Annotated in this window: 20 protein-coding genes and 1 other RNA gene; 14 read left to right on the forward strand and 7 right to left on the reverse strand. The window is 66.4% G+C overall.

The genetic code is table 11. The annotated features are described in order from the left end of the window. Positions 1-8 precede the first annotated feature (8 nt). From pstS to phoR, 7 genes are all read left to right on the forward strand, one after another. Positions 9-1,049 (forward strand): phosphate ABC transporter substrate-binding protein PstS, encoded by a 1,041-nt coding sequence (gene pstS, locus ACF8ME_RS22065; RefSeq protein ID WP_016447462.1) that lies wholly within the window; start codon positions 9-11, stop codon positions 1,047-1,049. Between the two features lie 172 nt (positions 1,050-1,221). Beyond that, the gene (gene pstC, locus ACF8ME_RS22070; RefSeq protein ID WP_016447461.1) at positions 1,222-2,160 is read left to right on the forward strand and encodes a phosphate ABC transporter permease subunit PstC; all 939 of its coding nucleotides are present in this window, start codon (positions 1,222-1,224) and stop codon (positions 2,158-2,160) included. A 17-nt stretch (positions 2,161-2,177) separates the two neighbouring features. Continuing rightward, positions 2,178-3,041 carry a phosphate ABC transporter permease PstA gene (pstA, locus tag ACF8ME_RS22075; protein WP_034347746.1) on the forward strand — a complete coding sequence of 288 codons (864 nt, stop codon included), beginning with the start codon at positions 2,178-2,180 and terminating at the stop codon, positions 3,039-3,041. A gap of 38 nt (positions 3,042-3,079) precedes the next feature. After that, a complete protein-coding gene (pstB, locus tag ACF8ME_RS22080; RefSeq protein ID WP_016447459.1) occupies positions 3,080-3,862 on the forward strand; it encodes a phosphate ABC transporter ATP-binding protein PstB in 783 nt (260 codons plus the stop codon). A gap of 13 nt (positions 3,863-3,875) precedes the next feature. Further along, on the forward strand, positions 3,876-4,577 hold the full coding sequence (phoU, locus tag ACF8ME_RS22085) for a phosphate signaling complex protein PhoU (protein ID WP_016447458.1): 702 nt from the start codon (positions 3,876-3,878) through the stop codon (positions 4,575-4,577). A gap of 20 nt (positions 4,578-4,597) precedes the next feature. After that, positions 4,598-5,293 carry a phosphate regulon transcriptional regulator PhoB gene (gene phoB, locus ACF8ME_RS22090; protein WP_016447457.1) on the forward strand — a complete coding sequence of 232 codons (696 nt, stop codon included), beginning with the start codon at positions 4,598-4,600 and terminating at the stop codon, positions 5,291-5,293. 120 nt (positions 5,294-5,413) lie between these two features. Next, complete coding sequence (gene phoR / locus ACF8ME_RS22095; RefSeq protein WP_016447456.1) at positions 5,414-6,808, forward strand: phosphate regulon sensor histidine kinase PhoR; 1,395 nt, start codon at positions 5,414-5,416, stop codon at positions 6,806-6,808. A gap of 28 nt (positions 6,809-6,836) precedes the next feature. On the opposite strand, the gene ACF8ME_RS22100 is transcribed toward phoR, so the two are convergent. The 4 genes from ACF8ME_RS22100 to ACF8ME_RS22115 all read right to left on the reverse strand — a co-directional run bounded on the left by ACF8ME_RS22100 (position 6,837) and on the right by ACF8ME_RS22115 (position 11,649). Beyond that, complete coding sequence (locus ACF8ME_RS22100) at positions 6,837-8,204, reverse strand: MATE family efflux transporter (RefSeq protein ID WP_392418219.1); 1,368 nt, start codon at positions 8,202-8,204, stop codon at positions 6,837-6,839. After that, a complete protein-coding gene (locus ACF8ME_RS22105) occupies positions 8,201-9,940 on the reverse strand; it encodes a hypothetical protein (RefSeq protein ID WP_016447454.1) in 1,740 nt (579 codons plus the stop codon). The genes ACF8ME_RS22100 and ACF8ME_RS22105 overlap by 4 nt, the downstream gene beginning before the upstream one ends. A gap of 155 nt (positions 9,941-10,095) precedes the next feature. Continuing rightward, positions 10,096-10,341 (reverse strand): type B 50S ribosomal protein L31, encoded by a 246-nt coding sequence (locus tag ACF8ME_RS22110; RefSeq protein WP_012206708.1) that lies wholly within the window; start codon positions 10,339-10,341, stop codon positions 10,096-10,098. Between the two features lie 114 nt (positions 10,342-10,455). Next, a complete protein-coding gene (locus ACF8ME_RS22115; RefSeq protein WP_016451343.1) occupies positions 10,456-11,649 on the reverse strand; it encodes a citrate synthase family protein in 1,194 nt (397 codons plus the stop codon). Between the two features lie 100 nt (positions 11,650-11,749). On the opposite strand from ACF8ME_RS22115, the gene ACF8ME_RS22120 reads away from it, so the two are divergent. Beyond that, on the forward strand, positions 11,750-13,159 hold the full coding sequence (locus tag ACF8ME_RS22120; protein ID WP_392418221.1) for a CoA transferase: 1,410 nt from the start codon (positions 11,750-11,752) through the stop codon (positions 13,157-13,159). A 64-nt stretch (positions 13,160-13,223) separates the two neighbouring features. Here the strand turns inward: ACF8ME_RS22120 and rho are convergent, their stop codons facing one another. Further along, on the reverse strand, positions 13,224-14,486 hold the full coding sequence (gene rho, locus ACF8ME_RS22125; RefSeq protein ID WP_016447451.1) for a transcription termination factor Rho: 1,263 nt from the start codon (positions 14,484-14,486) through the stop codon (positions 13,224-13,226). A 267-nt stretch (positions 14,487-14,753) separates the two neighbouring features. Beyond that, positions 14,754-15,086, reverse strand: a complete 333-nt coding sequence (gene trxA / locus ACF8ME_RS22130; protein WP_016447450.1) for a thioredoxin TrxA — start codon at positions 15,084-15,086, stop codon at positions 14,754-14,756. A gap of 271 nt (positions 15,087-15,357) precedes the next feature. Here trxA and ACF8ME_RS22135 point away from each other — a divergent pair, with 271 nt between their 5' ends. Continuing rightward, complete coding sequence (locus ACF8ME_RS22135) at positions 15,358-16,734, forward strand: TIGR03862 family flavoprotein (RefSeq protein ID WP_392418222.1); 1,377 nt, start codon at positions 15,358-15,360, stop codon at positions 16,732-16,734. Between the two features lie 65 nt (positions 16,735-16,799). Here ACF8ME_RS22135 and ffs read toward each other — a convergent pair. After that, positions 16,800-16,896: signal recognition particle sRNA small type (gene ffs / locus ACF8ME_RS22140), an RNA gene on the reverse strand. Between the two features lie 100 nt (positions 16,897-16,996). On the opposite strand from ffs, the gene dnaX reads away from it, so the two are divergent. From dnaX to ACF8ME_RS22165, 5 genes are all read left to right on the forward strand, one after another. Continuing rightward, positions 16,997-19,183 carry a DNA polymerase III subunit gamma/tau gene (dnaX, locus tag ACF8ME_RS22145; RefSeq protein WP_392418223.1) on the forward strand — a complete coding sequence of 729 codons (2,187 nt, stop codon included), beginning with the start codon at positions 16,997-16,999 and terminating at the stop codon, positions 19,181-19,183. 47 nt (positions 19,184-19,230) lie between these two features. Beyond that, positions 19,231-19,563: a YbaB/EbfC family nucleoid-associated protein gene (locus ACF8ME_RS22150; protein WP_012206701.1), complete on the forward strand. Its 333-nt coding sequence runs from the start codon at positions 19,231-19,233 to the stop codon at positions 19,561-19,563. Between the two features lie 146 nt (positions 19,564-19,709). Then, on the forward strand, positions 19,710-20,300 hold the full coding sequence (gene recR, locus ACF8ME_RS22155; RefSeq protein WP_016451347.1) for a recombination mediator RecR: 591 nt from the start codon (positions 19,710-19,712) through the stop codon (positions 20,298-20,300). A gap of 45 nt (positions 20,301-20,345) precedes the next feature. Beyond that, on the forward strand, positions 20,346-20,777 hold the full coding sequence (locus tag ACF8ME_RS22160) for an MAPEG family protein (RefSeq protein ID WP_047474730.1): 432 nt from the start codon (positions 20,346-20,348) through the stop codon (positions 20,775-20,777). 84 nt (positions 20,778-20,861) lie between these two features. Beyond that, entirely contained in the window at positions 20,862-21,947 is a 1,086-nt protein-coding gene (locus tag ACF8ME_RS22165; RefSeq protein ID WP_016447445.1) for an ABC transporter substrate-binding protein, read from the forward strand. The last annotated feature ends 40 nt before the right edge of the window (positions 21,948-21,987 follow it).

Here is a 21,987-nt window from a genome sequence, read left to right on the forward strand (position 1 = left end):
GTCTGTACATGAAGTTGTCTGTGATTCACATTCTGGTGGCTGGTGCTCTGTCTGCGGGCGGCGTGGGCCAGGCCCTGGCTCAGCAGGAAGCCACCGGTGCAGGCGCCAGCTTCCCGGCTCCGCTGTACTCCAAGTGGGCTGCGGACTACAACAAGGCCACCGGCGTGAAGATCAACTACCAGTCCGTGGGCTCCAGCGCCGGCATCAAGCAGATCGAAGCCAAGACCGTGGACTTCGGCGCCTCCGACGAGCCGCTCAAGGATGAAGAACTGGCCAAGAAGGGTCTGGTGCAATTTCCCACCGTGATCGGCGGCATCGTGCCCGTGGTCAACATCAAGGGCATCCAGCCCGGCCAGCTCAAGCTGACCGGCCAGGTGCTGGGCGACATCTACCTGGGCAAGATCAGCAAGTGGAATGACGAGGCCATCAAGGCCCTGAATCCGGGCGTGAACCTGCCTGATGCCACCATCGCTCCCGTGCGCCGCGCTGACGGCTCGGGCACCACCTTCGGCTTCACCAACTACCTGTCCAAGGTCAATGCCGAGTGGAAGGAAAAGGTTGGCGAAGGCAAGGCCGTGAACTGGCCCACGGGCGCAGGCGGCAAGGGCAACGAAGGCGTGGCCGCCTTCGTGGGTCGCCTGCCCAACTCCATCGGCTACGTCGAGTACGCCTACGTCAAGCAAAACAAGCTGACCTACACCCAGCTGCAGACCGCAGGCGGCACCTTCGTGTCCCCTGATGACGCCACCTTCAAGGCCGCTGCTGCCGGTGCCGACTGGGCCAAGAGCTTCTACCAGATCCTGACCAACCAGCCTGGCAAGGAGGCATGGCCCATCACCTCGGCCACCTTCATCATCATGCACAAGGCCCAGGACAAGCCTGCACAGGCCGCTGCCTCGCTGAAGTTCTTCGAGTGGGCCTACAAGTCCGGCGACAAGACCGCCACCGACCTGGACTACGTGCCCATGCCTGACGCCGTCAAGAACGTGATCTTCCAATCCTGGGGCCAGATCAAGGACACCTCCGGCACTGCCATTTCCCTGAAGTAAACCCTGAAAAGGGGGCCATGGCGCACCGCCGGCAGGTGCATCATGGCTCCCCTGATCCCTTCACAAACCGCGAATAAAGGCGCCTCACGTGTCCACAACGTCGCCCTCGAACTCGCTGGCCGCCTCTGCACAGGCTTCCCAGCGACGCACACCTTCTCCGCTACGCCCCCCGATGCTGTCGGGGCGCGTGGCGGATCGCTTGTTTGGCGCTCTCGCGCGTCTGGCCGCGCTGCTGACGCTGGGCCTGCTGCTGGCCATCCTGGCCTCGCTGCTGGTCGGTGCCTGGCCCGCCATCTATGAATACGGCCTGAGTTTCCTCGGCCGCAGTGTCTGGGACCCCGTTCGCAACGAATTCGGCGGCCTGGTCATGATCTACGGCACGCTGGCCACCTCGGCCATCGCATTGCTGATTGCGGTGCCCGTGAGCTTCGGCATCGCGCTGTTCCTCACCGAGCTGTCGCCGGCCTGGCTCAAGCGCCCGCTGGGCACGGCCGTGGAGCTGCTGGCCGCCGTGCCTTCCATCGTCTACGGCATGTGGGGCCTGATGGTGTTCGGCCCCGTGCTGTCCACCTATGTGCAGCAGCCCCTGCAAAAGCTGTTCCAGGGCGTTCCCTATCTGGAGGCCTTCGTGTCCGGCCCGCCGGTGGGCATCGGCATCCTGTCGGCCGGCATCATCCTGGCCATCATGATCATTCCCTTCATCGCCTCCGTGATGCGCGATGTGTTCGAGGTCACTCCGGCCCTGCTCAAGGAGTCCGCCTATGGCCTGGGTTCCACGACCTGGGAAGTGGTCTGGAAGGTGGTTCTGCCCTACACCAAGACCGGCGTGCTCGGCGGCGTGATGCTGGGCCTGGGCCGTGCATTGGGCGAGACCATGGCCGTGACCTTCGTGATCGGCAACATGAACCAGCTCAACTCGCTGTCGGTCTTCGAGGCTGCCAACAGCATCACCTCGGCCCTGGCCAACGAGTTCGCCGAAGCGGGCGAGGGCTTGCACCAGGCTTCGCTGATCTATCTGGGTCTGGTGCTGTTCTTCATCACCTTCGTGGTGCTGGCTTGCTCCAAGGTCCTGCTCAACCGCCTGCAAAAGAATGAAGGAGCACGCTCGTGAGCAGCACCTCCACCAAGATGATCAATGCCGCCGAGCTGTCGCGCGTGCGCCAGGCCAAGTATGCCCAGCGCAAGCGTGTAAACCAGGTGGCGCTGACCCTGTCCCTGGCTGCCATGGCCTTCGGCGTGTTCTGGCTGATCTGGATTCTGTGGGAGACCATCACCCTGGGCATCGGCGGCCTGAGCCTGGCACTGTTCAGCGAGATGACGCCTCCGCCCAATGAGGCCGGTGGCATTGCCAACGCCATCTTCGGCTCGCTGATCATGGTGGCGCTGGCCACGTTCGTGGGCACGCCCATCGGCGTGATGGCCGGTGTCTACCTGGCTGAATACGATGCGCGTGGCTGGCTGGCCAATACCACACGCTTCGTCAACGACATCCTGCTGTCGGCGCCGTCCATCGTGATCGGCCTGTTCGTCTACACCGTGGTCGTGGCGCGCTTCAAGAGCTTTTCCGGCTATGCGGGCGTGGTGGCGCTGGCGCTGATCGTGATTCCCGTGGTCATCCGCACCACCGAGAACATGCTGGTGCTGGTGCCTGCCAGCCTGCGCGAAGCCGCCTACGCGCTGGGCACGCCCAAGTGGAAGGTCATCATCATGGTGACGCTGCGTGCAGCGCGCGCCGGCGTGATCACCGGCGTGCTGCTGGCCGTGGCCCGCATTGCCGGCGAGACCGCCCCGCTGCTGTTCACGGCGCTGAACAACCAGTTCTGGAATGCCGACCTGTCCAAACCCATGGCCAGCCTGCCGGTGACCATCTTCAAGTTCGCGATGAGCCCTTACGAGAATTGGCAGCAACTGGCCTGGGCCGGTGTGTTCCTGATCACCGTGGCGGTGCTCGGTCTCAATATCCTGGCGCGTTTCCTGACACGCCAGAAGTAATGCAGCAACAAGCAATCAACCAGGACAAGGATTCCGCAATGACTGCGACCTCTTCCAGCGCGCTGACCTCTTCCAAGCTGACGGTGCGCGACCTGAACTTCTACTACGGCAAGTTCCACGCCTTGAAGGGCATCAACCTGGACATTCCCGAAAAGAAGGTCACGGCTTTCATCGGCCCGTCGGGCTGCGGCAAGTCCACGCTGCTGCGCACCTTCAACCGCATGTTCGAGCTGTATCCCGAGCAGCGCGCCGAAGGCCAGATCTTGCTGGACGGCGAGAACCTGCTGACCAGCAAGCAGGACGTGGCGCTGATCCGTGCCAAGGTCGGCATGGTGTTCCAGAAGCCCACGCCGTTTCCCATGTCCATCTACGACAACATCGCCTTCGGCGTGAAGCTGTTTGAAAACCTCAGCTCCTCCGACATGGACGACCGTGTGGAATGGGCACTGCGCAAGGCGGCCCTGTGGGGCGAGGTCAAGGACAAGCTGCAGCAAAGCGGCTCGGGCCTGTCCGGCGGCCAGCAGCAGCGCCTGTGCATTGCACGCGGCATTGCCATCAAGCCCGAAGTGCTGCTGCTCGACGAGCCCTGCTCGGCCCTGGACCCGATCTCCACGGCCAAGATCGAGGAGCTGATTGCCGAACTGAAGAACGACTACACCGTCGTCATCGTCACGCACAACATGCAGCAGGCGGCCCGCTGCAGCGACTACACGGCCTACATGTACCTGGGCGACCTGGTGGAATTCGGAGACACCGAGCAGATGTTCTTCAAGCCCCAGCGCAAGGAAACGGAAGACTACATCACCGGCCGCTTCGGCTGAGCAGGAGCCATCGATGACCGAAAAACACCTTTCCAGCCAGTTCGACAGCGAACTCAACCGCGTCTCGGCGCGCGTCATGGAACTCGGCGGCCTGGTCGAGTCCCAGATCCGCCAGGCCGTCTATGCGCTGTCGCGCTTCAGCATCGAGGCCGTGGAGCAGGTCGATGCCGCAGAAAAGCGCGTCAATGCCATGGAAGTGGAGATCGACCACGAACTGTCGTCCATCATTGCCCGGCGCCAGCCCACGGCGCGCGATCTGCGCCTGCTGATCGCCTTCTCCAAGGCCACGGCCAACCTGGAGCGCATGGGCGACGAAGCGCACAAGATGGCGCGCATGGTCAAGTCCATCATCGAAAGCGGCGCCGCACGCTCCCTGCCCACGGGCGACCTGCGCACTGCGGCCGAGATGGCCTCGGGCCTGCTGCGCAAGACGCTGGACGCCTTTGCGCGCCTGGACACCAAGGCGGCCGTGGCCATCCTCAAGGAAGATGACCTGATCGACCAGGAGTTCGACGGCTTCGTGCGCAAGCTCATCACCTACATGATGGAAGATCCGCGCACCATCTCGGCCAGCCTGGACCTGCTGTTCCTGGCCAAGGCCATCGAGCGCATCGGTGACCACTCCAAGAATGTGGCCGAGCTGATCATCTATCTGGTGGAGGGCAAGGATGTCCGCCACCAGACCATGGATGCCATCGAGTCGGCAGTGCTGTAAGTGCCGGAGGCGAACAACGGATGAAGAAGATGCCCATGGTCCTTATCGTCGAGGACGAGCCCGCCATCGCGGAGCTGATCGCTGTCAACCTGCGGCACAACGGCTTCCAGCCGGTCTGGGCCGAGGACGGCGTGACCGCGCAGCGCGAGCTCGATGCCGTGCTGCCCGACGTGATCCTGCTCGACTGGATGCTGCCCGGTGCCAGCGGTCTGGCCCTGGCGCGCAAGTGGCGCGCCGACAGCCGCACCAAGGCCGTGCCCATCCTGATGCTCACGGCGCGCGGCGATGAGCCGGACAAGGTGGCGGGGCTCGATGCGGGTGCCGATGACTACATCACCAAGCCCTTCTCGACCCAGGAGCTGCTGGCACGCATCCGTGCCGTGCTGCGGCGCCGCGCGCCCGAGCAGATCCAGGACAAGGTCAGCATCGGCGAGCTGGTGCTCGACGCCGCCGCGCACCGCGTGAGCTGGCAGGGCGACATGATCAAGGTGGGCCCCACCGAGTTCAAGCTGCTGCACTATCTGATGAAGCACCCCGAGCGTGTGCACAGCCGTGCCCAGTTGCTGGACAAGGTCTGGGGCGATCACGTCTTCATCGAGGAGCGCACGGTGGACGTCCACGTCAAGCGGCTGCGCGAGGCGCTGGGCATGGCCGGTGCATTGATCGAAACGGTGCGGGGCGCCGGCTACCGGCTCAGCGCGCAGGCGCTGGCCTGAGGCGGTCCTGCGTTCCAATGAATCCACGCATGGCCCCCGCAGGCCATGCCCGGGCGCCGCTGCCCCAGGCAGCGAATACAACGCAAAGAAGGCGCAAGTATGGGTTGGCGAGGTTTTCGCTTGTTGGCGTCCCAGATCGCGGGCGCATTGCTGGGATGGTGGCTGTGGGGCGCCATGGCGGCCTCCAGCCCCGGCATGGCGTCACAGGCCGTGGCGGCCCTGGCGGGTGCGTTGTGCGCGGGCTGGATCTGGTGGCTGGTGGACAGCTGGAACGCCATGCGCCTGCTGTCCTGGCTGCGCCAGTCGGAGCTGCGGGAGGCGCCTGAACTCAGCGGCATCTGGGGAGAAGCCAGCGTGCGCATGCGCCGCTGGCTGCGCCAGAGCGTGCAGCAGGTGCAGCAGGGCGACCAGCGGCTCAATGACATTCTTTCTGCCCTGCAGGCCAGTCCCAACGGCGTGGTCCTGCTGGATGCCGACGGCCGCATCGAATGGTGCAACCAGATCGCGGCGCGCCAGTTCGGCTTCGATGCCGAACGCGACCTGCTGCAAAGCATTGGCAACCTGGTGCGCGACCCCGAGTTCAGCGCCTATTTCGCCACCCAGGATTTCTCGCGCGATCTGGTCATGCAGGGCCGCGAAAGCACGGCCTCGCGCCCCGTCAAGCTGTCGGTGCAACTGTACGGCTATGGCGAAGGGCGCAAGCTGCTGCTGGCGCGCGATGTGACCGCGGTGGAGCAGGCCGAGGCCATGCGCCGTGACTTCGTGGCCAACGTCTCGCATGAAATCCGCACGCCGCTGACCGTGCTCGTGGGCTTTGTCGAGACGCTGCAGAACCTGCCGCTGGAGCCCGAGGAACGCAACCGCTACCTGGGCCTGATGGCCCAGCAGGCCGAGCGCATGCAGCATCTGGTGGAAGACCTGCTGGCGCTGTCGCGCCTGGAGGGCAGTCCGCTGCCCAGCAGCAACGAATGGGTGCCCGTGGCCCAGCTCATGCAGCGCTGCGAAAACGAGGCGCGCGGCCTGTCGTCCATGCTGACGCGCAAGCAATCCCTGCCGCATGCGCTGAGCTTTCCGTCGGCCGAGATGCTGGCGCAGGCCGGCGAGGTGGCCGGCGCCAGCGCCGAGCTGCAAAGCGCCTTCTCCAACCTGCTGGCCAACGCCATGCGCTACACACCGGCAGGCGGGCGCATCGACGTCACCTGGGAGACCTTGCCCGATGGATCGGCACGCTTTGCCGTGCAGGACTCCGGGCCAGGGATCGAGCCCAAGCACCTGGCGCGCCTGACTGAACGCTTTTACCGCGTGGACCGCAGCCGTTCGCGCGATACCGGCGGCACGGGCCTGGGCCTGGCCATCGTCAAGCATGTGCTGCAGCGCCATGGTGCCAAGCTGGGCATCACCAGCGCGCCGGGCCAGGGATCGGAGTTTTCGGTGACCTTTCCGGCCAGCCGGGTACGCATTCCTGCGCCCGAGGCCCGTGACAGCAGCGACAGCCGGGGCAGCCGCGCCGCATAGCGCGCTCTGACGGGTGGCCGCTACCCGCTCAGCGGTTTGTGGCCTTGCGTACGACCGCGCTGAACACCACGGCGGTCACCAGCAGCGCACAGGCGCTGCCGGCCCAGAAGGGGGCGGGCGTGCCCGGGTGCAGCCAGGCGGGCAGGACGCTGTCCGTGCCATAGGCCAGCCAGTATCCGCCGGCCAGACCGCCACCCCATAGCAGCAGGCAATAGATGACCAGCGGCGCCACGGTGATGCGGTAGCAGCGCAGCACGAAGATGCAGAAAGTCTGGATGGCGTCCGCCACATGGTAGGCAGCCACCCAGGCCAGCAGGCTGGCGGTGATGGCCACCACTTCGGGGTTGCCGCTGTAGATGCGGGCCAGGCCCTCGCGGGAAAGAAACAGTGCACAGGCCAGCACCAATCCGCCCATTGCCGCCAGTCGCCAGCCCATGGCGACCAGGCGCCGCGCCGTGACCTCGTCGCCGGCGCCGCGCCAGTAGCTGACCCGTGCGCTGGTGGCAATGGCCAGTGACAGAGGCACCATGTAGCACAGCGCCGCAAGGTTGGCGGCGATCTGGTGGCTGGCCGAGGCCAGCGTGCCCTGGCGCGCCACGAACAAGGCCATCAGCGTGAACGATGTCACCTCCACCAGAATCGCCAGTCCCGCAGGAATGCCCAGGCGCGCGAACTGCGCCAGCTGGGGCCAGTCCGGCGGCTCCATGCGCTGCCACAGCGCCAGCGGTGCGTACAGGCGTTGGCTGCGCATCAAAGACAAGGCCAGCGCGACCATGGCGTAGTTCACGATCAGCGTGGCCCAGGCGCAGCCTTCGGCGCCCAAGGCCGGCAGGCCGGCTCCGCCAAAGGCCAGCCAGATGGACAAAGGGATCTTGATCAGCAGCGACACCAGCTGCAGCCAGGTCACCAGCAAGGGGTGGCCCAGCGCCTGGTTGAGCGTGCTGTAGATGCGAAACAGCAGGGCGGCCGGCAGGCTCCAGGCCAGCACCGAGAGATAGGCCCGCACCTGCACCTGCAGCGGCAGCGGAACATCGGCCCAGCGCAGCAGTGCATCGGGAAACAGCAGCACGCCCATGCCCACGGTGCAGGCCGCCAGCAGCATGTACATGGCCTGCCGCAGCGTGCGGCCTATGTCCTGGGGCTGTCCGGCGCCGCGGTGCTCGGCCCACAGCGGCAGCAGGGCCTGGAAGATGCCCATCAGCGAGACGTAGACGCTCACGAAGATGGCCGATCCCACGGACAGCGCCGCCAGCGCCTCTTCTGAATAGCGGCCCGCCACGATGGTGTCGGTCACGCCGAAGGCCATCACGGCCAGCTGCCCGGCCAGCACGGTCAAGGCATGCTGGGCAATGGTGCGTCGCTCAGCGCTCAGGGGGGCGTGCGCTGGCAGGTTCATGGCTTGACCTGGACGGGCCTCGCCTCAGGCCTGCGTTTCAAGACCAGAAGGAAGTCCTTGCGGTCGGTGGGGCGTACCACGCGGGCCACGGTCTCCCAGGTGGCCTGCAGACGTGCGCTGTGAGGATCCAGCCAGGTTTCTTCCTCGGCCACCATCCAGTCGCAGCGCGCGGCACCGGCCATGCTCAGGCGCTGGGTATCGATGTCACCGTAGTAGCGCAGCGCGGCAATGTGGGCGCGCGGCAGGCCATAGGTTTGAACGCAGCTGCCGTCCCTGGGCAGTTCGGCCAGTACCAGGCGCATCTGTGGCTCGAAGCTGCGCGCATGGTCCATCAGCGGCAGCCACAGCGTCATCAGCAGCAGCCAGGCCAGCGTGGCGCCACTGGCGGGCAGCACCAGGCTCTTCCAGATGGCCGCACGGTTGCGCGAGGTGCGCCAGGCCACGAGCACACACCAGGCCAGGGTGGCGGCCACCGCCACGGCGAAGGACAGCACCGAGAATTCCGGCGTGAACTGCGGGGCCAGCCTTGCCACATTGGCGGCGGGCTTGGCGGGAATGCCGGTCTGCAGCGAAAGCCAGATCACCCAGATGGCAATGGCCGCGGCGCTGAAGAACAGCAGGGTGAACCAGTCGATCAGGGCGCTGATGCTGCGGCGCAGCGTGGGCAGGGCAAAGGCCGCCAGCGTGGCGATGGCGGGCAGGCCCAGCAGCAGGGCGCGGTCTGCTGGCAGCGTGCTCAACGAAGCGATCACCGGAATGATGGCAAACCACAGCGGCAGCGCCAGATGGGGATAGCGCCGGGGCGTGGCGATCTGGCGACGCCAGACCCACAGCGTCCACAGTGCCAGCGGCCAGGCGGGCCAGCTGAACCACAGCAGCAGCCTGACCAGGCTTTGCCATTCCTTGGCAGTGCCGCTGTCCACCACGCGCCAGGCCCACTGGTCCAGCCACCAGGACAGTGCGGCCGCCAAGATCGTCACCGCCAGCCACAGCACGGTCCACAGGCGTGATGCGCGTGGGGCGGGCGTGGCTTCGTCGCCCCAGGTGCGCGAGAAGAAAGCCATGGCGGTACCGCCCAGGCCGAACAGCGTGGCCACGGTCGGCGCGCCGCTCAGTGCCAGGCCGGGCAGGCCCAGCAGCAATGCCAGCGTGGCCGTGCGGCCGTGGTAGGGCATGGCGGCGGCGGCAAAGAACAGCAGGGCCGCGCAGCCCAGCTGGGTCATGTAGCTGGTGGTTTCGTGGGAGAGCTGGGCCAGGCCCAGGCAGGCCACCAGGGCCAGCAACCCTCCGTCGGCCATGGCGCGCGCATAGTCGGTAGGCTGGGCCTCACCGCCAAAGGCAAAGGCCACGGGGCGTGCGCCCGGTGTGCGCGCCAGGTAGTACACGCCCCACCAGGTGGCCGCCAGCGTGATCACCAGCATGGCGATGAAGGGCAGGCGTGCCGCCATCTCCGGGTGCAGCCAGGAAGGTGCTCCCTGCATGGCCAGCGCACCGAGCCAGTACGAGAGCAGGCCTTCGGATTCGGGCAGCAGCCCCGCCATGCGCGGTGCCAGCCAGGAGGTATGGCCCAGGGCCAGCTCCCGCATGTAGCCGAAGGCCTCCATGTCGGCCATGCGCCAGGGGCTGCGCCCCACATATCCGGGCACGACATAGGCCAGGCACAGCAGCAGCAGCGACCAGCGCGGCAGGCGGCGCACGGCGCTTTGGGCAACGATGGCAGGGGTGGGCTGGTTCACTCACAGGACTTTCTGCAACGGAGGGCGCAAGAATACGCGAAGCAAGGGCCTCGAAAAGAATGGGGCATGCCTGGCCGGCATGGATTGGCCGGACTGCGAAAAACAAAAGGGCAGCGCGGTTGCCCGTGCTGCCCTTCTGGCCGGAGAAGCAGGATTTACTTCTTGCCGAAACGGTTGCGGAAGCGCTCCACACGGCCGCCCATGTTGTCCACCGACTTTTGCGTGCCGGTGTAGAAGGGGTGCGACTCGGACGAGGTGTCCAGCTTGAACAGGGGGTAGTCCTTGCCTTCGAAGGTTTCGGTTTCCTTCGTGTTCACGCAGGAGCGGGTCACGAACTTGAAGCCGTTGGACAGGTCCACGAACAGCACTTCGCGGTAGTTGGGGTGGATGCCTTCTTTCATGATCTTTCCTTCTGATGCAAGTGCGGTAGCCGTGCCTGACCCGCTGCAACCTTTGTAGCGGTTCAAATCAAGCGTACTTTCCGCAAGAAAAAGCCCTGCATTATCGCATAGTGCTCAGTTCCGTGCCAAACCCGCAGGCCTGGGGCCCGTGTACGCCGCGCGCGGACGGATGATTTGCCGGGTGGCGCGCTGCTCCAGCGCCTGCGCCAGCCAGCCGGCGCAGCGGCCCAGCGCGAACAGGCCGAAGGCGCTGCCCGGCGGCAGCTGCAGATGCCGTCGCAGGGCCACCAGCGCGAAATCGACCGAAGGCGCCTGCCCCGTCAGCGCCATCACCTCCTTGGCCAGCATCGTTGCCGGGCCATGCGCCGGCAGCATGTCAAGCAGCAGGGCGGCACGCACGTCGCCATCAGGGTAGAGGTGGTGGCCGAAGCCGGGCAGGGATTCGCCGCGCGCCAGACGCTGGCGCAGGCGGGTGGCGATCTGCTGCTCGCCCACCTCGTCCCACAGCGCTTCCACGCGCGCGGTCGTGCCGCCGTGGCGCCCGCCTGTCAAAGCGGCAAGGCCTCCCACCACGGCAGCGCGCAGGCTTGCGCCCGTGGAGGCCACGCAGCGCGCCGTGAAGCCTGATGCGTTGAGTTCATGGTCGGCGCACAGCACCAGAGCCATGCGCACGAGGTCCGCGCCTGGCGCATCCAGCTTCCAGGCCCGTGCGCATTGCAGATGGATGGCGGCCTTGTCCGGCACGGTGCCCAGCAGGCAGGCAGCCAGCAGGCGCAACAGCGCACCGCAGCCTGCCGCCAGCCGTTCGGGTGATTGCTGCCAGGCAGCGGTGGCCGTGTCATCGCTGGCGACGGTGAACAGGGGCAGCAATGTGTTTTCGCACGGTTGGCCTGCCATGCGCTGCTGCAGGTCGGACAGCAAAGGCGCGGCCTCCACGGCGTTTGCAGCGAAGGCTGCCTGGGTCGGGCATTGCCACAGGAGGGCGGCTGTCTCCTCCAGCGTGCGGGTTCGCGCCCAGTGCACGGCGTCCTCGCCCCGGTAGTACAGGCGGCCCTTTTCTATCAATGTGATCGAGGACTCCAGCACCGGCAGGCCCCAGCTGAGCGCGGCCTGCGCCACTTCGCGCGGCTTGCGGCCCTGGCCGCGCTGGCGTGCGAGCTGCTCGACCTCTTCGCGCAGATAGCGGCTTTGGCGCGGCGTGTCTGCCGCGTGGGCCTGCAGCAGGCCTCGGCTGACATAGGCGTACAGCGTGGCACGGCTCACGCCCAGCAGCGCGGTGGCCTCGGTGGAGTTCAGGTAGTCGGGCATGGGTCGATCATATGTTGATTAATTGAATCAATATTGACAATATTTACCAGGAACCTATGGTGCGAGCTCCAAGCCTTGTTTCAGCTGCCAGGAGTGCTCCATGTCCCGTCTCCCTTTTCCCTGCGCTTTCGACCATTGCACCGGCCAGATCTGGGAGGCGCTGGATGGTGATCCGGCGGCGCTCCAACGTCTGGAGCAGCGAGGTCGTGGGTCCTTGGCCTCCGTGTTCCCGGTCTCCGATCTGGCGGCCGCCAGCCTGGGGGTGGCAGGCCTTTGCCTATCCGAGTTGATCGCGCAGCTCGACGCTGCAGCGCCGCGTGTGGTGGTGGATCGCAGGCTTGCCTCCTTGTGGTTTGGCCATAGCCTGCATCCGCAGGGCTGGGAGATGCCCGCGCTGTGGGATTCCGTGGCCGGCGACTACCGCACGGCGGACGGCTGGATTCGCCTGCATACCAATGCGCCCCATCACCGTGCAGCGGCACTGGCCGTTCTGGATGCGCCCGCCGAACGCGAGGCCGTGGCTGCCGCGGTCGAGCGCTGGGCAGCACAAGAGCTGGAGTCGGCCGTTGTGGCGCAAGGCGGCTGTGCTGCAGCCATGCGCGGGCTGTCTGAATGGGCCGCGCACCCGCAGGGTCGCGCAGTGCAGCGGGAGCCCTTGCTGGCGTGGCAGATGCATCCACATCCGCATCCGCAATCGAGCCGGCATGCGGGTGCCTGGCAGCCATCGGCCAGGCGGCCGCTGCAGGGGCTGCGCGTGCTGGACCTGACGCGCATTCTGGCCGGCCCCGCTGCCACGCGATGGCTGGCGGGTCACGGCGCCGAGGTATTGCGCATCGATCCGCCGGGCTGGGAGGAGCCCGGCACGGTGCCCGAGGTCACGCTGGGCAAGCGCTGTGCCCGGCTGGATCTGCGGGCGCCACAGCATCGTGCCGTGTTCGAGCAACTGCTGGCCGGGGCCGATGCGCTGGTCCATGGCTACCGGGACGGCGCGCTGGAAGGCCTGGGATTCGATGCCGCGTGGCGTCGGCAGGTGAATCCTTTGCTCATCGACGTGTCGCTCAATGCCTATGGCTGGAGCGGGCCCTGGCAGCAGCGGCGCGGTTTCGACAGTCTGGTGCAGATGAGCGCCGGCATTGCCGATGCGGGCATGCACCGGCTGGGCCGCGACCGGCCCATGCCGTTGCCGCTGCAGGCGTTGGATCATGCAACGGGTTATCTGATGGCGGCCGCCGTGGTGATGGCGCTGGTGCGGCGCAGCCAGGGGCTGGGCGGAAGCACGGTGCGCGCCTCGCTGGCGCGCACGGCCCATCTCCTGGCGGGGCAGGGCGTCGGTGATCCGGACCCCTGCACGCTGGCGCCGGTGGACGGTTGTGCGGATTTCGGCGCGGCCGTCGAGGCCACTTCCTGGGGGCCCGCGCGGCGCCTGCGGGCGCCGGTGGAGGTGGCGGGCGCCCCCATGCACTGGGAGCGTGCGGCTTGCGCCCTGGGTACGGCTGCCGCTGCATGGTGAGTTGAATGCAAAACGCCCCGCGTGAGCGAGGCGTTCGCAGGTGCCGTGGGCTGGATCTCTGAGATCAGCCGCCGCGGCGCATCATGTCGAAGAAGTCCACGTTGGTCTTGGTGGCCCGCATGTTCTTGATCATCAGCTCCATGGCCTCGATCTCGTCCATGTTGTACATGAACTGGCGCAGGATGCGCGTCTTCTGCAGGATCTCGGGAGCCAGCAGCAGTTCTTCGCGGCGCGTGCCGCTCTTGTTGAGTTCGATGGCGGGGAACACGCGCTTTTCGTAGAGGCGGCGGTTCAGGGCCAGTTCGCTGTTGCCCGTGCCCTTGAACTCTTCGAAGATCACTTCGTCCATGCGGCTGCCGGTATCGACCAGGGCCGTGGCGATGATGGTCAGCGAGCCGCCTTCTTCCACATTGCGCGCCGCGCCGAAGAAGCGCTTGGGGCGCTGCAGCGCGTTGGAGTCCACGCCGCCCGACAGCACCTTGCCCGACGAGGGCACGACGTTGTTGTAGGCGCGGGCCAGGCGGGTGATGGAGTCCAGCAGGATGACCACGTCCTTCTTGAGTTCGACCAGGCGCTTGGCGCGCTCGATCACCATCTCGGCCACGTGCACGTGGCGCGTGGCGGGCTCGTCGAAGGTGGAGGCGATGATCTCGCCCTTGACCGAGCGCTGCATCTCGGTCACTTCTTCGGGGCGCTCATCGACCAGCAGCACCATCAGGTGAACGTCGGGATGGTTGGCCGTGATGGCGTGGGCGATGCTCTGCATCATCATGGTCTTGCCGCTCTTGGGCGGCGCGACGATCAGCGCGCGCTGGCCGCGGCCGATGGGGGCGATGATGTCGATGATGCGGCCGGTGATGTTCTCCTCGCCCTTGATCTCGCGCTCCAGGCGCAGCTGCTGGGTGGGGAACAGGGGGGTCAGATTCTCGAACAGCACCTTGTGCTTGTTCTGCTCGGGCGAGCCGCCATTGACGGAGTCGAGCTTGGTCAGGGCAAAGTAGCGCTCGCCATCCTTGGGCGTGCGCACTTCGCCTTCAATCATGTCGCCGGTGTGCAGGTTGAAGCGGCGGACCTGGCTGGGCGAGATGTAGATGTCGTCGGTGCTGGCCGTGTAGCTGGTGTCGGGGCTGCGCAGGAAGCCGAAACCATCCGGCAGGATTTCCAGCACGCCGTCGGCGAACACTTGTTCCCCGGCCTTGGCGCGCTTTTTGATGATGGCGAACATCAACTCTTGCTTGCGCATGCGACCGACGTTTTCGATCTCAAGCGCTTCGGCCTGCTTCAGGACTTCAGACACGTGCAGTGCCTTGAGTTCATTAAGGTGCATGGAGAGACTCCAGAACGGAGTGGAAAGAAACCAGGGGGAGGCGTTGAGCCAAGCGAAACACTGTGGAAGTGGGCTGGCTTGCCTGAGGGTCTCAGCGCGGCCTTCGATGCATAAGGCCGGTGATGAAGGGCATTATGACAGGAAAAAATCCGCAGGTCATAGGGAAATTTGCGCTGGCGCAGGGTTTGTGCGCCAGTGCGATGCGGTGCAGCGGTCAGCGCCGGGCCGCATGTTTGGCTGCCCCGGTGTAGGGGGCAGCCAGGAGAATCAGGCCAGGTGCTGGTCCAGGAAAGCAGACAGCTGTGCCTTGTTGAGGGCGCCGACCTTGGTGGCAGCCAGCTGGCCGTCCTTGAACAGCATCAGCGTGGGGATGCCGCGGATGCCGAACTTGGCCGGGATCTCGCGGTTCTCGTCCACATTCATCTTGGCGATGGACAGCTTGTCCTTGTAGGTCTGGGCTGCTTCGTCGAGGATGGGGGCGATCATCTTGCAGGGACCGCACCATTCGGCCCAGTAATCGACCAGCACCGTGGAGCCGGGTTGCAAGACGTCAGCTTCAAAGCTTGCGTCGGAGATGTGTTTGATCAGTTCGCTGGCCATGGGTGATGTCCTTGATTTTTCGCAATGAGGAAGGCGCAGGAAAATCCGCACCGCGAAATGATTGTGACAGAAACCTATCACCTGCTGCACCGTATGGGCGGTAGCTGGATGCTATGACTGTCATAGCTGTTTACGGGGCGGCAGCAGGGTTGCGGGGTCATCGGGAATTAGTGGCGCCTGCGCGCAGGACGGCCTGCGGCAGGGTATTCTGCGCGCCCGCGCTGCAGGCATATGAGTCTGCCGGCAGCGCAAAGTTGAATGCGAGCTTGGAATGGGAACTGATGTGATGGATGCTTTTGAACACAGCGCGGCGGCGCGCACAATGGACTGCGATGTGGCGGTGATCGGCGCCGGGCCTGCGGGCCTGATGGCGGCCGAAGGGCTGGCCGGCAAGGGGCTGACTGTCCATGTGTTCGAGGCCAAGTCCTCCGCAGGACGCAAGTTCCTCATGGCCGGCAAGGGCGGGCTCAACCTGACCCATTCCGAAAACCTGCCCGCCTTTGTCTCCCGCTATGGCGAGCGCAGTGCCGAGGTGTCGCGCTGGCTGGAGCTGCTGCCCCCGGATCAGCTGCGTGCCTGGGCCGGCGAGCTGGGCGTGGAAACCTTTGTGGGCAGTTCGGGCCGCGTATTCCCCAAGGACATGAAGGCTGCGCCCTTGCTGCGTGCCTGGCTGGTGCGTCTGCAGACCCAGGGCGTGGTCCTGCACACGCGCCACCGCTGGCTGGGTTGGGAGGATGGCGATGCGCTGGGCTTTGATACCCCCGAAGGGCGGCTGCAGGTGCACGCGAAGGCCGTGGTGCTGGCGCTGGGCGGCGGCAGCTGGGCGCGGCTGGGCTCGGATGGCGCCTGGATGCCCTGGCTGGAGCAGCGCGGCGTGGAAGTCGCTGCGTTGAAGCCCTCCAACTGCGGGTTCGATGTGGGCCTGGGCGGTGCGGCGCCGGGCGGGCAGATCGATCGCAGGGAATTCATGGCCGAGCTGCTGGGGGCCAGCCCCCAGCCTGCGCGCGGCTGGAGCCCCTATTTCACCGAGCGCTTTGCCGGCCAGCCTTTCAAGTCGGTGGCGCTGTCCTTTGATGATGGCCAGGGCAACGTTTTCTCGCGCAAGGGCGAATTCGTGGCCACGACCACGGGCGTGGAGGGCAGCCTGGTCTATGCCGTCTCTGCCGCGCTGCGCGAAGCCATTGCGCGCGACGGGCATGCCACCGTCCATCTCGACCTGCTGCCCCAGTTGACACCCGAACGCGTGCTGGCGGAGGTGCTCCATCCGCGTGGCTCACGCAGCCTGGCCAGCCATCTGAAGGGGCGCCTGGGCCTGGACGGCATCAAGGCCGCCGTGCTGCATGAGGTGCTGGGCAAGGACGGCGTGGCCGATCCCGCGCGGCTGGCCCAGGCCATCAAGGCCCTGCCCATCACCTTGGTGGCGTCCCGGCCCATCGACGAGGCCATCAGCACCGCAGGTGGCGTGCGGCTGCAGGCGCTGGATGCCAATGGCATGTGCGTGGCTGCGCCCGGCGTTTTCTGTGCCGGCGAAATGCTGGACTGGGAGGCTCCCACGGGTGGCTACCTGCTGACGGCATGCATGGCCAGCGGCGTGCACGCGGCACAGGGCGTCGCCCGCTATCTGAAGGTGGATGGCGAGACGCGTTGAGGAGAGAAGGGGCCGCTGCGGGCGTGGACGGGGCAGGCGCCCGCAGGGCCTGCTGTTCAATGGAAGGTGACGAGCCTTGCCCTCGGCACTGGTTTCACGGTTAGGGCTGCTTGGTTCCCCACCTGACCCGGTTGGCCGCTTCCCCATGCGAGGAGGCCCGTCACTCTCGATTATAGGGGCAAACACCGGGCTGCCCGGGCGACAAGGCCGCTCAAACCCGGGGCGCACCGGGCGAGGGTGCTCAGCCCCGTAGAATCGCGGGATGTCTTATCTTGTGCTGGCCCGCAAATACCGCCCCCGCAATTTCTCCGAAATGGTGGGGCAGGAGCATGTCGTTCAGGCGCTCACCAATGCCCTGACGCAGCAGCGCCTGCACCATGCCTATCTGTTCACCGGCACGCGCGGCGTGGGCAAGACCACGGTCTCGCGCATTCTGGCCAAGTCGCTCAACTGCCAGGGCGCCGATGGCCAGGGCGGCATCACGGCAACGCCCTGCGGCGTCTGTGCGGCCTGTACCGAAATCGACAGCGGCCGCTTTCCCGATTACACCGAGCTGGACGCCGCCTCCAACCGCGGGGTGGACGAGGTGCAAAGCCTGCTGGAGCAGGCCGTCTACAAGCCGGTGCAGGGACGCTTCAAGGTCTTCATGATCGACGAAGTGCACATGCTCACGAACACGGCCTTCAACGCCATGCTCAAGACGCTGGAGGAGCCGCCCGAATACCTGAAGTTCGTGCTGGCCACCACCGATCCGCAGAAGGTGCCCGTGACCGTGCTCAGCCGCTGCCTGCAGTTCAACCTGCGGCCCATGGCGCCCGAGACCGTGCTGGAGCATCTGGGCCAGGTGCTCGGCCAGGAAGGCGTGGCTTCCGAACCCCAGGCCCTGCGCCTGCTGTCTCGCGCCGCGCGCGGCTCCATGCGCGATGCGCTGTCGCTGACCGACCAGGCCATTGCCTTTGGCAGCGGCCAGCTGCAGGAGTCCATGGTGCGCCAGATGCTGGGCAGCGTGGACCGCAGCCATGTGTTCCGCCTGATCGAGGCACTCGCCCAGGCCGATGGCCAGGTGGTGGTGGAAACCTCCGAGGCGCTGCGCCGCAATGGCCTGTCTGCAGCCTCCACGCTGGAGGAAATGTGCGCCGTGCTGCAACGCATGGCTGTGGCGCAGGCTGTGCCACAGATGGCCGCCGACGCCAGCGATCCGGAGGCCGCTGAAATTGCCCGTCTTGCGCTGCTGATGCCGCGCGACGAAACCCAGCTGCTCTACAGCATCTGCCTGCACGGCCGGGCCGAACTGGGCCTGGCACCCGACGAGTACGCGGCGCTGACCATGGCGCTGCTGCGGCTGCTGGCGTTCAAGCCGCAATCTGCAGAGCCCGCCCCGGGCGCGGCTGAAAAAAAAACTCCAGCGCTGACCCCCTCCACGGCGAAGCCTGAATCTCCCGCGCCCGTTGCGCAGACGCGGCCTGCACAGCCCGCTGTGCCCGAGGCCCCCGCTGTCCCAGCCAAGGCGGCCATGCCCGTCCCGGTCGCGCCTCCTGCTCCTGTCGCGCCTGTCGCATCTCCCGTGACCGCTGCGCCCGCCGTGGTCGCTCCCGTGGTGCAAGCCGTTGCGGCTCCAGCGCCTGTTCAGGCGCCCGTGGCCGTGGCCGCAGTTGCCAGGCCGGAACCTGTGCTTGCGCCTGTCCAAGAGGCCAGGCCTTCCGCTGCTCCAGAGGTGAAGCCGGCCGCCGGTGTCGCCCAAGAGCCCCTGGACGAGCCTGTGGATGAGCCCGTGGACGATGTGCAGGAAGACGCAGACTCTTCTGCCGATGAGGCGCCGCAGGTGCAGGATGCCGATGCGCCGGACGAGGGTGCCTGGGCCGGGATGCCCGATGAGGGCTGGGCCGACGAAGGCCGCTGGAGCGATGACGGAGATCTGGCCCTGGAGCCGCCTGCCGCTGCCGTGGCACGGCAGGCCGAACCGCAGATCGACACTCAGATCGATGTGCAGGACTTCGCTCCCGAACGTGGCCGCCAGTCCCCGGATGCGCCTCCCGCGCCGACCGTGGAGCGCACGGCCGAGGGCGATGTCTGGCACGCTGCCGTCCAGCAACTGGTGCAGGCCGAGGCCGTCACTGCGCTGGCGCGCCAGCTGGCGCTGCAGTCGCAGCTGGTGGCGCGCGAGGGCGATACTTGGACGCTGCGTGTGGAAAGCAGCTCGCTGGCCCAGCCCGCCACGCGCGAGCGCCTGCGTGCGGCGCTGGAGGCTGCCGGCCTGGCCCGGCAACTGCATGTCGAGCAGGGCGCCGTGGTGGACAGCCCCGCGCGGCGCAATGCGGTGGCCAGCCATGAGCGCCAGCGCATTGCCGAAGACATCGTGATGAATCATTCTCTGGTGCAGACCCTGATCCGCAGCCATGGCGCGAAAATCGTGCCTGGCAGTATCAAGCCCGTATCCATTCAGCCCTGACACGCTCTAGAGCGTTTCGTTTTTACCCTACAGAAGAAGGAACTCACATGTTCAACAAAGGACAACTGGCCGGCCTGATGAAGCAAGCCCAGGCCATGCAGGACAACCTCAAGAAGGCCCAGGATGAACTGGGCAACATCGAGGTGGAAGGCGAGTCCGGCGCGGGCCTGGTGAAGGTGGTCATGACCTGCAAGCACGACGTCAAGCGCATCACCATCGACCCCAGCCTGCTGGCCGAAGACAAGGACATGCTGGAAGACCTGGTGGCTGCCGCCTTCAACGCTGCCGTGCGCAAGGCAGAAGAAACCTCCAACGAAAAGATGGGCAAGCTCACGGCCGGCATGCCCGGCCTGCCGGGCGGCATGAAGTTCCCTTTCTGAGGCTGGCCCCGAGAGGTTGTGCCGAACAGCCAGGAGAGGCTGTGACGGTTTCCCCAGCCACTCAATTGCGTTGAGCGGCCATCGAGCGATCTGCCCTTGCAGGTCGCTTTTTTTCTGAGAATCTTCTTCATTGAAAGGAAGCCGCCATGTCGGATGTGCAATCGCTCGATGGTCTGATCGAAGCCCTGCGCAGGCTCCCGGGCGTGGGCATCAAGTCTGCGCAGCGCATGGCCTTTCACCTGCTGCAGCGCGACCAGGACGGCGCGCGGCAGCTGGCCCGTGCCCTGACCACGGCCGTGGAGTCGGTAAGCCATTGCGAGCGCTGCCATACCTTCACCGAAGGCCGCATCTGCTCCATCTGCCAGGACGAAGGGCGCGACTCGGCCCGGCTGTGCGTGGTGGAGGCGCCTGCCGACATGGGGGCCATGGAACGCACGGGGGCCTACAACGGCTACTACTACGTGCTGATGGGGCGGCTGTCGCCGCTCGACGGCATAGGTCCGCGCGACCTGAATCTGTCATCCCTGCTGGAGCGCGCCGGCGACGGCAAGGTGCAGGAGGTGATCCTGGCCACCAGTTTCACGGCCGAGGGCGAGGCCACGGCCCATGCGATCAGCGAGGCGCTGAAAGCGCGCGGCATCCATGTGACGCGGCTGGCGCGCGGCGTGCCCATCGGCAGCGAACTCGAGTACGTGGACCTGGGTACGATCGCCCATGCGCTGGTGGATCGCCGGTAGTGGTGGAGGCGGCCAGCATTCCTTGTCTTTTCATCAGGAGCCCGTATGCCGACCTCTGTCGTCCTGCCGCCCGGCGGTTTTTCCCTTGCCCATTGGTGCCTGCTGGTGGCGGCCCTGCTGCCGCTGGCCTGCGCCTACATCGCCAAGGCGCCCGGAATGAAGCACCGGCCGGGGCAGCGCGGCTTCGACAACCACGACCCCCGCGCCTGGCTCGCCCAGCAGACCGGCTACCAGGCGCGGGCGAATGCGGCGCAGGCCAACAGTTTCGAGTGCCTGCCGTTCTTCATTGGCGCCTTGCTGGTTGCCTGGCAACTGGGCGCGCCAGCTGCGCGGGTCGATGGCCTTGCCGTGGCCTTCGTGGTGTTGCGCATCGCCTACATCGCCTTCTATGTGATGGACCGCGCCACGCTGCGCAGTCTGGCCTGGGCCCTGGCCCTGGTGGTGAATCTGCTGCTGTTTTTCGCAGGCTACCGCTGAGGCCTGCGGCCGCATCCGGCGCCCTCGTCCCGCGCAGGGCCTGCACCACAGGCCCTGCGGTGTTTCACGTACGGGCAAGCACCGATGCTGCGTATGCGGGCTCTGGGCATGATCGTGTTGCACTGCAGCAAAATAACCATCATGTCTTCCCACGTGCTTGATCGCCGAACCTTGTTGAGCCTTCTGGGGCTGGCTCCTCTTTGGTCGCTCCCTGTGCTCGGCTCGGCCGAGCTGCTGACGATTGCCGTGGGCGGCCAGGGCCTGCTGTACTACCTGCCACTGGTGATTGCGCAGCAGCTGGGTTATTTCGAGGCCGAAGGCCTGGCCGTGCGCATTGAGGACTATCCAGGCGGATCGCAGTCGCTGCAGGCCCTGGAGTCGGGCGCCGCCGATGTCTGCGCGGGCGCCTATGAACACACGCTTCTTGCCCAGCAGCGCGGCAGCCAGCTGCGGGCCTTCGTCGTGCAGGGGCGTGCACCCCAGATCGCGCTGGGCGTGGCTGCGCGCTGGATGCCGCGCTACCAGACGCTGGCCGATCTGCGCGGGCGGCGCGTGGGTGTTTCCTCGCTGGGCGCATCCACGGCCCGGGCCATGCAGCTGATGCTGCTGGGCGATGGCCTGGATCCCGCTGCGGTGCAACTGGTGGGCGTGGGCTCTGGGCCCGATGCCATGGAGGCGCTGCGCACCGGGCGTGTGCATGCGCTGTGCCATGCGGACCCGCTGATGAGCGTGCTGGAGGACAAGGGCGCCGTGCGCATCGTGCGGGACCTGCGTGATCTGCGCAGCAGCGCGCAGTTGTACGGCGGCTCCATGCCCTCGGGCACGCTGTATGCGACACAGGCCTTCTTGCGCAGGAACCCGGCCAAGGCGCAGGCGCTCAGCAACGCCATGGTGCGCTCGCTCAAGTGGCTGCAGACTGCCGCGCCCATGGATGTGCTGCGGGCCGTGCCTGCGCCCTATCTGCTGGGCTCCCGGCGCGCCTATCTGTCGGCATTCGAGCACATGCGCACCACGATTTCGCCCGATGGGATGATGCCCGATGACGGCCCCGCCACGGCCCTGCGTGCGCTGGTCCGGCTCGACCCTGCGCTGGCGCGCGGCGGCATTGACCTGGAGCGCTCGTACACCAACGAATTCGTGCGCCAGTCCCGCCAGCGCTTTCACACCTGAGCCCGGCGGCCGCACGCAAAAAAGCCCGCGAAAGCGGGCT

Origin of the sequence: Delftia sp. WSY_7, from assembly GCF_043104845.1 — a bacterium.
Classification (GTDB): domain Bacteria; phylum Pseudomonadota; class Gammaproteobacteria; order Burkholderiales; family Burkholderiaceae_C; genus Comamonas; species Comamonas tsuruhatensis.